Consider the following 12,921-nt stretch of genomic DNA (forward strand, 5'->3'; position numbering starts at 1 on the left):
CCGGAGAGCGGTTTCGCCTTAGCTGCTGAGGATGCGGCGGATGTGGTGACCCAATTGGTCGAGTTCTTCGGCATCCGCATGGAGTTGGAGGGTTCGCGGCAGGTTCAGGGCCTTGGCGGCCTCACCAGACAGGGACAGCGTGAGGGAGCCTGGGGTGAGGTTCCAGGTTTCGACGCCGCCATAGTGGGTGGCGCCGAGTGTGTTCGACAGGCAGTAGGTGGCCAGGCCCAGGGCCGCGTCCTGTGCGTCGAATTCGAGGGCCCGCTGGAGCTCGAAAGACGTTCCTGACGACTCGTCGAGGAAGACGACGGCCTCGTAGTTCAGGGGCGCGTCGCGCGTGTAGGCGGCCTTCATGGACGGCTCAGGTGAGGGTTTTTAGGTAGGAGTTGCCGCGGGGGGTGAGGGTGTAGCCCTTTTCCAGGCTGAAGGTCAGGCCTAGGTTTTTTAGTTTGCGGATGTCGGTTTTGAAGGGGAGGAGGTCGCGGCCTACCTCTTCGGCGAGGACTGCCGCCTTGACGTTGGGCTTGGCCTCGATGAGGCGGAGGTACGCGAGGGTCCAGGGGCCGTGGGCGCTGCGGGCGTCTAGGCCGTCCAGGCGGGACTGGAGGTCCGCTAGGTCGTCTGCCGAGAAGGTCGTGGTGTTGGCGAGTTCTTCGCGGGGGTCCGGGCCTTCGACCAGGTGGAAGGCGATTCGCCAGGTCGGGAGGGACTCGTCGCCACGGAGGCGGCGGCGGATGTCGCGGGCGTTCTCGCGGCCGGTGCCGGTGATGTCGGCGTCCACGATCAGGTCGGGGTTGACCTGGCTGATCGCGTCGATCTCGATCCGGCCGGCGTTGGTGCGATAGACCCGGCCGGGTACGACGCGGGCTTCGGCCCAACGCCGGTAGGCGACGGTGATCTCGCCGGATTCGACGCCCAGGACGTCCGTACCTTGGAACAACATCAGCTCAGTGCCTTCGCGATCAGCGGGGCGATCTCCCGCAGGGACTTGCCGCGATGGGAGATCGCGTCCTTCTCTTCGACCGACAACTCGGCCGTCGTCCGGTCATAACCTTCAGGCACGAACAGTACGTCGTACCCGAAGCCGCCCGTACCACGCAGCTCGCGGATGACCGAACCACGCGCCTCGCCTCGTACGACGTCCTCCTCGCCACCCGGCCGAACGAAGGCAACGGCCGCCACGAAGGCTGCACCACGTCGCGAGTCCGGGACGTCCTCGAGCTGGCCGAGGAGCAGCACGTTATTCGCGTGGTTGTCCTTCGCAGGGCCACTCCATCGGGCCGAGAGCACGCCCGGCATCCCGTTCAGCGCGTCGACGCAGATGCCCGAGTCGTCGGCCAGCGCCGGCAGACCGGTCGCGGCGACGGCGGCACGCGCCTTCAGCAAGGCGTTGCCCTCGAAGGTCGGCTCCGTCTCGGGCGGCTCTTCGTACGGCGAGACGTCGGCCAGGCCGAGGACCTCGATCCCGGGCACGATCGGCTCGAGGATGCGGCGCAGTTCCGCGAGCTTCTTGGCGTTGTTCGAGGCCAGCAGGATCTTGCTCACGCCAGCGCCTCCTGCTGGATCTTGGTCAGGTCGGCCACGCCCTGGGCACCGAGCTCGAGCAGACCGTCGAGCAGCTTGCGGTCGAACGGCTCGCCCTCCGCCGTACCCTGCACCTCGACGAAACGGCCGTCGCCGGTGAGCACCAGGTTCATGTCGGTCTCGGCCCGCACGTCCTCCTCGTAGCAGAGGTCGAGCATCGGCAGGCCGTCGATGATGCCGACGGAGACGGCCGCGACGGATCCCTTCAGTGGCTCGCCTTTCAGCGCTTTGCGGTCACGCAGGTACGAGACGGCGTCCGCGAGGGCGACGTACGCGCCGGTGATCGCGGCGGTCCGGGTGCCGCCGTCGGCCTGCAGCACGTCGCAGTCCAGCACGATGGTGTTCTCGCCGAGGGCCTTGTAGTCGATCACCGCGCGCAGCGAACGCCCGATCAGCCGGGAGATCTCCTGCGTACGGCCGCCGATCTTGCCCTTCACCGACTCCCGGTCCGACCGGGTGTTGGTTGCTCGCGGCAACATCGCGTACTCCGCCGAGACCCAGCCGAGGCCGGACCCCTTCCGCCAGCGCGGTACCCCTTCGGTCACGCTGGCCGCGCAGAGCACCCGGGTCCGGCCGAACTCCACCAGGACCGAGCCCTCGGCGTGGTCCAGCCATCGTCGGGTCAAGGTCACGGGCCGGAGCTGCTCCGGGGTACGTCCATCGATACGGGCCATGCGGAAACCCTATGCCCCAGAGCCATCCGGGTTGCCCACGGCATCAGGTCCGAAGCACGACGGCCCACCCACGGAATGCCCTCGCGGACCATCCAGACCGCGTCATTCCACTTGGACGGCGCGTAACGCGCGTCACTTTCCAGCGCTGGGAGTACGTCGATGGGCAGCCCGCGCGCGACCAGTTCGTCGGCGAACGAACGGGCCAGCCGGCGGTGCCCGCGCTCCCCCGGATGCAGCCGGTCGACGCTCCAGAAGTCGCGCTGGTAGATCTCCGGCCGATCCGCCAGGTCGATCCGGATGCCGCCGTACGACGCGACCAGGTCGTCGTACAGCGAATTGACCACCTCGATCCGGCGCCAGAGCGGGCGTCGCAGCCACTTCGGCAGGCCGAATACCTGGCCGTGGTCGTGGAATCGTACGGTCAGCAGCAGTGCGCCGCGGGCCGTCAGCCGGTCGCCGCATTCCTGCAGGCTGTCGCGGATCTCGATCGGGTCGAACGTCGAGCGCATCGTGTCGTTGACCCCGACGATCAGCGAGGCCAGGTCGATCCGGTCGTCGCCGGTCGAGGGAAGTTGTTCGCGGGCCACCAGTGGAGCCGTGGCCCCGCTGGTGGCGACGTTGGAGAAGGTCACACGGTGGGAACTGCCCAGGGATTCGGCGAGCAGCGAAGCCCAGCCTCGCCAGCCCTGCCCGGGTACAGCTCCGGCACCGGAGAGTCGAACCGCACAACCCGCCAGGGGATCTCCCACACCCACGGTGGTGGAGTCACCCAGTGCCACATAGTGGAGGTTCACATTCAGCCACGGTGACGCCGCCACCCACCCAGGCGCCGACGGCCGGGTGACCGATCGGACAACGTCCGGCCAACGATCCCGATTGCCGATCGCAAGTGCGCAGACATAGGCTGTACAGAACATAAACGAGCATTCCGGAGGCCTGATGAGCGGGAAAGACCTGAAACTGGGCGTGGTCGGGCTGGGCGCCCGCAGCAAGCTCGCCCAGAACGCCGACCAGCCTGACCAGGGCTCCAGCGTCGTCGCGATCTGCGACCCCATCCCGGCCTCGCAGGAGTCAGGCCTGGCGAATTTCCCCGGCGCCAAGGCGTACGGCGACCACCGCGACCTGCTCGACCTCGGCTTGGACGGCGTCTTCCTCACCACGCCGGACCACCTGCACGAAGACCCGGCAGTCGATTTTCTCGAGGCGGGCATCGCGGTTTTCGTCGAGAAGCCGCTCGCGATCACCACCGAGGGCTGCGACCGGGTGCTCGAGGCGGCCCGTCGCAGCGGCGCGCGGTTGTACGTCGGGCACAACATGCGGCACATGCCGGTCGTGCAGATCATGCGCGAGCAGATCCTGGCCGGCGCGATCGGCGAGGTGAAGGCGATCTGGTGCCGCCACTTCGTCGGGCACGGCGGCGACTTCTACTTCAAGGACTGGCACGCCGATCGGTCGAAGACGACGAGCCTGCTGCTGCAGAAGGGCGCGCACGATATCGACGTGATGCACTGGCTGGCCGGCGGCTACACCACCCGGGCGAGCGCGTTCGGCGAGCTTGCCGTGTACGGCGGTATCACCGACCGGACGGACCGGACCGGCCAGCGGTTCAGCGAGTTCGTCGACGAGGCGAACTGGCCGCCGCTGGAGCAGAAGGGCCTCGCTCCCGTGATGGACGTCGAAGACCTGAGCATGGCGAACCTCCAACTCGGCAACGGCGTCCTCATGTCGTACCAGCAGTGCCATTTCACGCCGGACTACTGGCGCAACTACACCGTCATCGGGACGGCGGGCCGGCTGGAGAACTTCGGCGACGGCCCAGGCGGTGTGGTCAAGGTCTGGAACTCGCGCCGCTCGGGTTATCGCGAGGACGCCGACGTGGTGATCGAGATCCCGAACGCCGAGGGCGGCCACGCGGGCGCTGACCCGCGACTGGTGCAGGAGTTCCTCACGTTCGTCCGTAACGGCTCTGCCACTCTCACGTCGCCGATCGCCGCTCGGGCCGCAGTGGCCGCGGGACATGCCGCCACGACCTCTCTGCGCAACGGCGGCAACCCGGTCGACGTACCGGAACTGGATCCGGAGCTCGTCGCGTACTTCGAACGGGGTCAGACGTCGTAGACGGCGTCCTGTACGGCTGTGAGGATCTCCCCGGAGTAGGTCTTCGCAGCAGCTCGCGCCTGCGTGTGCCGGTCGTACCAGGGCGGCACGTGCGTCACGATCAACCGGCCCACTCCAGCCCGCTGTGCGTGCTCCCCCGCCTCTGAGCCGGTCAGGTGCAACTCAGGCGGGTTGGACGGGTCGTCGTCGAGTAGAGCAGCCTCACACAGCAGTACGTCGACACCGCGCGCCAGTTCGACCAGTGCCTGGGTAGGGCCGGTATCGCCCGAGTAGACGATCGAGCGGCCGTCATGCTCGACACGGATCGCGTACGCCGGGACCGGGTGCACCACGGGCGTAGTGCGGACGGTGAACGGCCCCACCTGCTGGAGGGGCTGCCAGTCGTTGAAGGTCAGCTGCTCGGTCATACCCGGGTCTATCGGCAGGTCGTACGCCTGAGCCATACGGATCGCCGTACCCGCTGGGCCGTAGACCGGGATCTTCGGGAAGGGTGCCGCCGGGGAGTACTTGGTGGCGACGTACAGCCCGCAGAGGTCCATGCAGTGGTCCGGGTGGAGATGGGACAGCGCGACGGCCCCGATCCGGTCTGCCGGGATGTGCCGCTGCAGGGCGCCGAACGCACCACTGCCCAGGTCCAGCACGAGGTGGAACCCCTCGGCGCTGAGCAGGTACGAAGACGCGGGTGAGTCCGGGCCGGGCACGGAACCCGAGCAACCGATCACGGTGAGCTGCACGTTCGACACATTACTGGCGAGTCGCCCCCGTCGCCCGCGCAGCGCGGAGAGGGAGAGATCACATCGGGCCGACTTGAAGATTTCTTCAATTCATCACATGCTTCGTTCCAGACATCACCACCGCCGGGAGGACGCATTGCAGTCGAGCCAATTCGCCGAGGACCTGCAGCGCCGCGTGCGGGAGGCGCGAGCGGCACTTGCCGCCGCGACCGCCGAGGGCGATTTCTACGCCGCCGACGTCCGGACGAACGAGCTCGACAGCCTGTTACGTCTGGCGATGGAGCACGGCCTGATCATGGACACGGATCTGCCGCGATGACGGTCCCGCTCTATCAGGCCAAGGCCGAGTTCTTCCGGATGCTCGGGCATCCGGTCCGGATCCGGGTGCTGGAGTTGCTCCAGGACGGACCGCGACCAGTTCGCGAGTTGCTCGCCGATATCGCCATCGAGCCGTCGAGCCTGTCGCAACAGCTGGCGGTGCTCCGGCGCTACGGCATCGTTACCTCCCGCCGGGAAGGCTCGAGCGTGGTGTACGAACTGGCCGGTGGCGAGGTGGCCGAGCTGCTGCGCACGGCCCGGCGAATCCTCACCGACCTGATCGCCGGCCAGAACGAGCTGCTCGCCGAACTACGCGAGGCCGAAACCTCGTCCCGATGAGGTTCCTCGACCGGACTCGCGAGCTGCTGCCTGCCCGCGACGATCTGAGGGCGATCGTCAGCCATCCGCGACACGACCTGCTCGCAGGCTTCACGGTCGCCATCGTGGCCTTGCCGCTCGCACTCGGGTTCGGCATCTCCTCCGGTCTCGGCGCCGCCGCGGGCCTCACGACCGCGGTGATCGCCGGAGCGCTCGCCGCCTTCTTCGGCGGCTCGAGCCTGCAGGTGACCGGACCCACCGGCGCCATGACCGTCGTACTGGTCCCGATCATGCACACGTACGGCGCCACGGGTGTGCTCACCGTCGGGTTGATGGCGGGCGTGATCCTGCTCGGCCTGGCCTTCGCACGGGCCGGCCAGTACGTCGCCTATATCCCGGCATCGGTGATCGAGGGTTTCACGCTGGGCATCGCCTTGGTCATCGGGTTGCAGCAACTGCCGGCCGCGCTGGGGGTAGCGCCACCAGGAGCCGATCAGGTTGTCGCACTGGCCGCGCAGGCCATCGGCTCGTTCGCCGCGCACCCGAACTGGACCGCCTTGGCCGTGACCCTGGCGGTGGCGATCGCGATCCTGGTCGGCGGGCGGCTTGCGCCGGTCATTCCGTTCTCCTTGTTCGCGGTCGTTGTGGCGACCCTGGTGGCCGAACTGACCGGGCTGGACGTCGATCGGATCGGCACGCTGCCGGCCGGTCTGCCGATTCCGTCGCTGGCGTTCTTCGATCCGGCCCAGATCTGGGTGCTGACCGGGCCGGCGATCGCTGTGGCCGCGCTGGCCGCCTTGGAGTCCCTGCTGTCGGCGGCCGTTGCCGATGGCATGGGTGTGAACTCCCGGCACGATCCGGATCGGGAGCTGTTCGGTCAGGGGCTGGCCAACCTGATCACCCCGTTGTTCGGCGGCGTGCCCGCTACCGGCGCGATCGCCCGAACCGCCGTCAACGTGCGGGCGGGTGCGAGCTCACGGCTGGCGGCGCTGGCCCACGCCGCCGTACTCGCGCTGATCGTGTACACCGCAGCGCCTCTGGCCGGGCGGATCCCGCTCGCGGCACTCGCCGGCGTTCTGCTGGCCACGGCCATCCGGATGGTCGAAGTCGGCTCGGTTCGCGCGATGGCTCGCGCCTCCCGCTCCGAGGCGGTCATTCTCACCGTCACCGCGATCGCGACGCTGGCCCTCGACCTGGTGAAGGCCGTCATCCTTGGCCTGGTGGTGGCGGGCGCGCTGGCGCTGCGGGCGGTGACCGCGAGCTCGCGGCTGCGGCAGATGCCCTTGCACCCGGACCTTCCGGAGGACCACACGGACGAGGAGCGGGCGCTGCTCGACGAGCACATCGTCGTCTACCGGATCGAAGGACCGCTGGTCTTCGCCGCCCACCGGTTCCTGCTCGAGCTGTCCGAGGTGGCTCGCGTCGAGGTCGTGGTGCTACGGCTGTCCTCGGTCACCGCGATGGACGCCAGCGGTGCGCTCGTACTCAAGGACACGATCGAAAAGCTGGAGCATCGGCACATGGTGGTGCTCGTCTCGGGCATCCGCCCCGGGCATCACCGAATCCTGGACGCCCTCGAGATCATCGCCGCCCTGGGCGCGAAGGGGCGCGTCTTCGCCACCACACCAGAGGCGATCGAGGCCGCGCGGAACCACCTTCACCACACCGGTCTGGTCCCGCGGGGTTAACGAATCCAGGCGAACTGGTCGGCGCCGGCGATGACCGGGCCGAGGAAGCGCGCGCCGATGGCGGTGAACTCGGCCGGATCGCCGGTGGTGACGAAGCGGTGGGTCGGCTCGGGGAGGCCGGGATCGCGGAGCAGGTCGTGCCGGGTGAGGACGGCGTACACGTCCTTGGCGCACTCCTCGGCGCTGCTGACGAGGGTGACGTTGTCGCCGATGACGTAGGAGATGACGCCGGTCAGCAGCGGGTAGTGCGTGCAGCCCAGGATCAACGTGTCGACGCCCGCCTCGACGAGGGGGTCGAGGTATTCGTGCGCAGCCGCGAGTAACTCCGAGCCGGACGTCACTCCCGCCTCGACGAACGGCACGAACTTGGGGCACGCCTCGGTGATCAGGTCGATCTGTGGCGCGGCGGCGAAGGCGTCGTCGTACGCCATTGAGGTGGCCGTGGCATGGGTGCAGATGACGGCGACCCGGTTGTTGCGGGTGGCGGCGACGGCGCGGCGGGCGGCCGGCAGGATCACCTCGACCACGGGTACGTCGTACCGCTCGCGGGCGTCGCGGAGCATCGCGGCGGACGCGGAGTTGCAGGCGATGACGAGGGCCTTGACGCCTGCCTCAACCAAGTGGTCCAGGCACTCCAGCGCGTACTCACGGACCTCGGCGATGGGTTTCGGGCCGTAGGGCTGGCGCGCGGTGTCGCCCAGATAGAGGATCGGCTCGTGCGGGAGCTGGTCCAGCACAGCGCGGGCGACGGTGAGGCCGCCGAACCCTGAATCGAAGATGCCGATCGGCGCGTCTGTCACGTCCGTAACCCTACAAGCAGTCGGCCAGTTAGCTCCTCTGTGGGCGTCTCGGCCTCGGACACGCCGAACTTATCCACATCTTTAAATAAAACACTGGCCAACTTGACATAAGTCACGTCACTCTGAACGGATGTGTTTCTTGCCGCCCCCTTCTACCGATCCCCTGATGCCATGAGCGTGGCAATTCTCTTTGCGGTGGCTCTGAGCAGCACCGCGGCTCCAACGCCACGCCCCAGTAACGCCGCAGCAGCAGCTGGTCAGGCCGCCGAACAAAGCGCCACCGCCAACCCCGGTGACGCGATCGCCAGTACCGGAGCGACCGGGATGCTCATCCTGTTCGCACTGGGCCTGCTGGTGGTCTACATCGCCTCGCTCGCTCTGCACCCGAACGCGAAATGCAATCGCTGTAACGGTGCCGGCCGCCACAAAGGCTCGATCTTCAGCTACGCCACCAGGCCTTGCAGCAGTTGCAAGGGCCGGGGCACGCACCCGCGGATCGGCCGCCGAATCTTCTTCCGAGGAGCAGACTGACGTGACTTGATGAATCGCTGACGCGGGGATCAGCGAGCGGCCCGGGACGCGCACCCAGGCGGCTTGATCACGCATGTTCAGGGGCACCTTGACGACTATGTCGATCCTGGTGGGTACCTCTGGCTGGGTCTACAAAGACTGGCGTGACGACTTCTACCCGGCCGAGGTGCCGCAGCGGCTCTGGCTCGAGCATTACGCGACGGTCTTCGACACGGTCGAGCTGAACAACGCGTTCTACCGCCTGCCCTCGTACGACGATTTCGCGGGCTGGCGTTCGCGATTGCCTGCGGGCCATACCGTCGCGGTCAAGGCCAGCCGCTTCCTCACGCATGTGAAGCGCCTCGCCGACCCGGCCGAACCGGTCCAGCGGATGATGGCGGCCGCCGACGGACTGGGCGACAAGCTCGGCCCGATCCTGCTGCAACTGCCGCCGACGATGAAGTGCGACACCACCCGGCTGGACGCCTGCCTGGCCGAATTCCCGCGCAACACCCGCGTGGCTGTCGAGCCGCGGCACAAGTCCTGGTGGACCGACGAGGTTCGCGAGGTGTTGCAGTCTCACGGAGCCGCCCTGGCCTGGGCCGACCGCAAGTCCCGGCCGATCACGCCGTTGTGGCGCACGGCCGACTGGGGATACCTCCGCCTGCACGTCGGAGCGGCCACGCCCTGGCCGTCGTACGGGCGCACTGCGTTGAAGACCTGGGCGGAACGCGTCACTGATGCCTGGGACGACGCGTACGTCTACTTCAACAACGACCAGCACGCCACGGCTCCTCGCAACGCCTTGACGTTCAGGAAAATGCTCTAGGCCCAGAGTTGGCCGTCGAGGCGGTCTTCGGCCTCGTCGATCGTGCCTTCGTAGGCGCCGGTCGACAGATACTTCCAGCCGCCGTCCGCGACGACGAAGGCGATGTCCGCGGTCTCACCGTCGCGCACGCACTTGGCCGCTTGGGCAAGCGCCGCGTGCAGGATGGCGCCGGTCGAGATCCCCGCGAAGATGCCTTCGTTCTCGAGCAGCTCGCGCACCCGTCGTACGGCGTCGCGTGGCCCGACGGAGAAGCGCGCGTCGATCAGGGACGACTCGTACAGCTCGGGCACGAACCCCTCGTCGAGGTTGCGCAGGCCGTACACCAGCTCGCCGTACCGCGGCTCGGCGGCGACGATCCGGACCTCGGGCTTGTGCTCACGGAAGAACTTGCCGACACCCATCAAGGTGCCGGTGGTACCGAGCCCCGCGACGAAGTGCGTGATGGACGGCAGGTCCTCGAACAGCTCGCGCGCGGTGCCGTCGTAGTGCGCGGCCGCGTTCGACGGGTTGCCGTACTGGTAGAGCATCACCCAATCCGGGTGCTCCTCGGCGATCTGCTTGGCGACCCGGACCGCCTCGTTCGAACCACCGGCGGCCGGGGACGAGACGATCTCCACGCCCCACATCCGGAGCAGCTGGCGGCGCTCCTCGGAGGTGTTCTCCGGCATCACGCAGACCATCCGGTAGCCGCGCAGCTTGGCCGCCATCGCGAGCGAGATCCCGGTATTGCCCGACGTCGGCTCGAGAATGGTGTTGCCCGGGCGGAGCCGGCCGTCCTTCTCGGCGTCGAGCAGCATCCGCAACGCCGGCCGGTCCTTGATCGAACCGGTCGGGTTGTGGTCCTCCAGCTTGGCCCACAACCGGACCTCGGCCGAGGGCGACAGCCGCGGCAGGCCGACCAGCGGCGTACCGCCGACGGAGTCGAGCAGACTGTCGAAACGCATCTCAGCCGCCGGCGACCGCGGGCAGTACGACGACCACGTCGCCGTCCTTGACACCGGTCTCCAGCCCACCGGTGAAGCGGACGTCCTCGTCGTTGACGTAGACGTTCACGAAGCGGCGCAGGTCACCGTTCTCGATGATCCGCTCCTTCAGGCCGGGGTGGCTGCCCTCGACGTCGTCGAGCAGCTCGGACAGGGTGCCACCGGCGCCGTTGACCGCCTTCTGCCCGTCGGTGAAGGGGCGCAGAATGGTCGGGACGCGCAGTTCGATCGCCATGCTCAGTTCTCTCCTGGATTCGTGTATGCCGGGACCACCCGGACCTCTTCTTCGGTGACCACGCCATCGATGATCCGGTAGGACCGGAATTCCACCGGCCCGTCGTACGTCGCTTCGTCCGCGCCATCCCGCGTGGACACCAGCACGTAATGCGCACCGGGCTCGGAAGCCAGCTTGATATCGGTGCGGGACGGATACGCCTCGGTCGCGGTGTGCGAGTGGTAGATCACCACCGGCTCCTCGTCCCGCTCGTCCATCTCCTTGTACAGCCGGAACAGATCGCCGGAGTCGAACTCGTAGAACGTCGGCGACATCGCCGCATTCAGCATCGGCACGAACCGGCTCGGGGTATCGGACCCCACGGCCCCCGCGACCACGCCACACGCCTCATCCGGGTGATCCCGGCGAGCATGCGCCACGATCGCGTCATACGTCGCGGAGTCAATTGTCAGCACCCCACCTACGGTAGTTGGGCGGGCCGAGCGCCCCGCCCAGACGGCACCTGCGTCCACATTCTGGATGGTTTCCTTCTGTAGTCGTTCGGTGATACTGGGTAATCATGAAGGGACTACGGCAGTACTGGGGATATCTGCTTTTCGTTCTGTTGATCACCACGGCATGGTCATTTCAGCTCGGACCAGTTGTTCTGATCGCCGGCTGGTCGCTGGTGACCATCTACTTTCTCTTTCGCGCTCCGGTCTGGTGCGGCGCAGAAGGGCGGCAGGGTCCGTGTCGCAACAATGCGAGCGGAATCCTGATGGGATGCCGTCTCAAGCAGCACAGGTGGCAAAAACTGAAGCTGGCCGTCGTGCCCAAGAAATGGCGCGAGCTCAATCAAGGCCTCTGGGTGAACCCGGCCAAGCGCCTGGCCACCGCGAGCACCCTCGTCGGCATCGTCTCCGGCGTCGTCAGCACCACACTCGCCATCGTCGCCTGACCTACCGACCGGTCGTCACGCGACGACAGGTGGTGCTCGAACGACCCCCGGCACCGTAGGTTTTGGGGGTTGTCACCTGCGGTGCCGGGGTCAGGGGCGGCCGGGGCCGCGCATACTCGCGGTTATGAGAGCGGTCTCACCAGCGGCTGTGGACCTGCGGGCGGATCAGGTCGTCGTACACGTCCCGCACGGTGGCGAGGTCGGCGTCGGTCAGTGGGGTGAGGGCTGCCGCGCCGGCGTTTCCGGCCACCTGGGCGGGATTGCGGGCACCGGGGATGACCACGCTCACGCCCGGCTGGTCCAGGATCCAGCGCAGCGCGAACTGGGCCAGCGTGGCTCCGGCCGGTACCAGCGGGCGAAGGCGCTCGACCGCCTCGAGGCCCGTCTCGAAGTCGACACCGGAGAACGTCTCGCCGACGTCGAAGGCTTCGCCCTTGCGGTTGTAGTTGCGGTGATCGTCCTTGCCGAAGGTGGTGTTGCGGTCGTACTTGCCGGACAGCAAGCCGCTCGCCAGCGGGACGCGGGCGATGATGCCGACGCCGGCTTCGCGCGCGGCCGGGAGCACCTCGTCGAGCGGCTTCAGCCGGAAGGCGTTCAGGATGATCTGCACGCTGGCCACGTTCGGCCGGGCGATCGCGGTGAGGGCCTCGGCGCAGGTCTCCACGCTCACGCCGTACGACGCGATGCGCTTCTCTTCGACCAGCGTGTCCAGCGCGTCGAACACCGCGTCGGTCGAGTAGACCTCGGTCGGCGGGCAGTGCAGCTGGACCAGGTCGAGCGTCTCGACGCCCAGGTTCTCCCGGGAGCGGTCGTTCCAGGCGCGGAACGCGTCCAGGTTGTACGCCGCCGGCGTCTGCTCGACCCGGCGGCCCATCTTGGTCGCCACGGTCAGACCCGCGTCAGGCCGTTCGGCCAGCAGACGCCCGACCACGCGCTCGCTGCGCCCATCGCCGTACACGTCAGCCGTGTCGATGAAGGTGATGCCCTCGTCCACGGCCGCGTTCAGCACGTCCATCGCCGCGCCTTCGTCGACCTCACCCCAGTCGGCGCCCAACTGCCAGGCGCCAAGCCCGACAACACCGATATCCCGGCCCGTACGCCCCAGCTTCCTTGTCTCCATGCGGGACACCTTATGCACGCCCGAGAAGGAGATCGCCGTGAGGACCACTCGCCTAGTGTTAGCGCTCACTACC

At 67.8% G+C, this 12,921-nt stretch carries 18 protein-coding genes; 7 read left to right on the forward strand and 11 right to left on the reverse strand.

Annotation, left to right across the window (positions count from 1 at the left end; translation table 11 throughout):
• Positions 1-18: 18 nt before the first annotated feature.
• From OG394_RS16685 to OG394_RS16705, 5 genes are read right to left on the reverse strand one after another with little or no spacing between them, the layout of a single operon-like run.
• Positions 19-354: an Imm10 family immunity protein gene (locus OG394_RS16685; RefSeq protein WP_328996283.1), complete on the reverse strand. Its 336-nt coding sequence runs from the start codon at positions 352-354 to the stop codon at positions 19-21.
• Positions 355-361: 7 nt separating this feature from the next.
• Positions 362-943: a hypothetical protein gene (locus tag OG394_RS16690; RefSeq protein ID WP_328996284.1), complete on the reverse strand. Its 582-nt coding sequence runs from the start codon at positions 941-943 to the stop codon at positions 362-364.
• A complete protein-coding gene (gene rdgB, locus OG394_RS16695) occupies positions 943-1,545 on the reverse strand; it encodes an RdgB/HAM1 family non-canonical purine NTP pyrophosphatase (RefSeq protein ID WP_328996285.1) in 603 nt (200 codons plus the stop codon). Before rdgB ends, OG394_RS16690 begins: the two co-directional genes overlap by 1 nt.
• Positions 1,542-2,258: a ribonuclease PH gene (gene rph, locus OG394_RS16700; protein ID WP_328996286.1), complete on the reverse strand. Its 717-nt coding sequence runs from the start codon at positions 2,256-2,258 to the stop codon at positions 1,542-1,544. The genes rdgB and rph overlap by 4 nt, the downstream gene beginning before the upstream one ends.
• Positions 2,213-3,076 (reverse strand): SGNH/GDSL hydrolase family protein, encoded by an 864-nt coding sequence (locus OG394_RS16705; RefSeq protein ID WP_328996287.1) that lies wholly within the window; start codon positions 3,074-3,076, stop codon positions 2,213-2,215. Before OG394_RS16705 ends, rph begins: the two co-directional genes overlap by 46 nt.
• Before the next feature lie 121 nt (positions 3,077-3,197).
• Between OG394_RS16705 and OG394_RS16710 the strand changes: the two genes are divergently transcribed.
• Positions 3,198-4,376 carry a Gfo/Idh/MocA family protein gene (locus OG394_RS16710; protein ID WP_328996288.1) on the forward strand — a complete coding sequence of 393 codons (1,179 nt, stop codon included), beginning with the start codon at positions 3,198-3,200 and terminating at the stop codon, positions 4,374-4,376.
• Here the strand turns inward: OG394_RS16710 and OG394_RS16715 are convergent.
• A complete protein-coding gene (locus OG394_RS16715) occupies positions 4,364-5,110 on the reverse strand; it encodes an MBL fold metallo-hydrolase (protein WP_328996289.1) in 747 nt (248 codons plus the stop codon). The genes OG394_RS16710 and OG394_RS16715 overlap by 13 nt on opposite strands.
• Positions 5,111-5,207: 97 nt before the next feature.
• Between OG394_RS16715 and OG394_RS16720 the strand changes: the two genes are divergently transcribed.
• Genes OG394_RS16720 through OG394_RS16730 form a run of 3 tightly spaced genes read left to right on the forward strand, consistent with a single transcriptional unit; the run spans position 5,208 to position 7,434 of the window.
• On the forward strand, positions 5,208-5,429 hold the full coding sequence (locus OG394_RS16720; protein ID WP_328996290.1) for a hypothetical protein: 222 nt from the start codon (positions 5,208-5,210) through the stop codon (positions 5,427-5,429).
• The gene (locus OG394_RS16725) at positions 5,426-5,767 is read left to right on the forward strand and encodes an ArsR/SmtB family transcription factor (RefSeq protein ID WP_328996291.1); all 342 of its coding nucleotides are present in this window, start codon (positions 5,426-5,428) and stop codon (positions 5,765-5,767) included. Before OG394_RS16720 ends, OG394_RS16725 begins: the two co-directional genes overlap by 4 nt.
• The gene (locus OG394_RS16730) at positions 5,764-7,434 is read left to right on the forward strand and encodes a SulP family inorganic anion transporter (protein WP_328996292.1); all 1,671 of its coding nucleotides are present in this window, start codon (positions 5,764-5,766) and stop codon (positions 7,432-7,434) included. Before OG394_RS16725 ends, OG394_RS16730 begins: the two co-directional genes overlap by 4 nt.
• Here OG394_RS16730 and murI read toward each other — a convergent pair.
• On the reverse strand, positions 7,431-8,234 hold the full coding sequence (gene murI, locus OG394_RS16735) for a glutamate racemase (protein WP_328996293.1): 804 nt from the start codon (positions 8,232-8,234) through the stop codon (positions 7,431-7,433). The two genes, OG394_RS16730 and murI, sit on opposite strands and share 4 nt — an antisense overlap.
• Positions 8,235-8,405: 171 nt before the next feature.
• Between murI and OG394_RS16740 the strand changes: the two genes are divergently transcribed.
• On the forward strand, positions 8,406-8,765 hold the full coding sequence (locus tag OG394_RS16740; protein ID WP_328996294.1) for a hypothetical protein: 360 nt from the start codon (positions 8,406-8,408) through the stop codon (positions 8,763-8,765).
• A 97-nt stretch (positions 8,766-8,862) separates the two neighbouring features.
• Entirely contained in the window at positions 8,863-9,573 is a 711-nt protein-coding gene (locus OG394_RS16745) for a DUF72 domain-containing protein (RefSeq protein ID WP_328996295.1), read from the forward strand.
• On the opposite strand, the gene OG394_RS16750 is transcribed toward OG394_RS16745, so the two are convergent.
• Genes OG394_RS16750 through OG394_RS16760 form a run of 3 tightly spaced genes read right to left on the reverse strand, consistent with a single transcriptional unit; the run spans position 9,570 to position 11,246 of the window.
• Complete coding sequence (locus OG394_RS16750) at positions 9,570-10,517, reverse strand: PLP-dependent cysteine synthase family protein (RefSeq protein ID WP_328996296.1); 948 nt, start codon at positions 10,515-10,517, stop codon at positions 9,570-9,572. The genes OG394_RS16745 and OG394_RS16750 overlap by 4 nt on opposite strands.
• A 1-nt stretch (position 10,518) precedes the next feature.
• Positions 10,519-10,791, reverse strand: a complete 273-nt coding sequence (locus OG394_RS16755) for a MoaD/ThiS family protein (RefSeq protein ID WP_328996297.1) — start codon at positions 10,789-10,791, stop codon at positions 10,519-10,521.
• A 2-nt stretch (positions 10,792-10,793) separates the two neighbouring features.
• On the reverse strand, positions 10,794-11,246 hold the full coding sequence (locus OG394_RS16760; protein WP_328996298.1) for a M67 family metallopeptidase: 453 nt from the start codon (positions 11,244-11,246) through the stop codon (positions 10,794-10,796).
• A gap of 104 nt (positions 11,247-11,350) precedes the next feature.
• Here OG394_RS16760 and OG394_RS16765 point away from each other — a divergent pair, with 104 nt between their 5' ends.
• Positions 11,351-11,728 (forward strand): hypothetical protein, encoded by a 378-nt coding sequence (locus tag OG394_RS16765; RefSeq protein ID WP_328996299.1) that lies wholly within the window; start codon positions 11,351-11,353, stop codon positions 11,726-11,728.
• Between the two features lie 136 nt (positions 11,729-11,864).
• Here the strand turns inward: OG394_RS16765 and OG394_RS16770 are convergent, their stop codons facing one another.
• Positions 11,865-12,848: an aldo/keto reductase gene (locus tag OG394_RS16770; protein ID WP_328996300.1), complete on the reverse strand. Its 984-nt coding sequence runs from the start codon at positions 12,846-12,848 to the stop codon at positions 11,865-11,867.
• Between the last annotated feature and the right edge of the window lie 73 nt (positions 12,849-12,921).

It is taken from the genome of Kribbella sp. NBC_01245, assembly GCF_036226525.1.
GTDB lineage: Bacteria > Actinomycetota > Actinomycetes > Propionibacteriales > Kribbellaceae > Kribbella.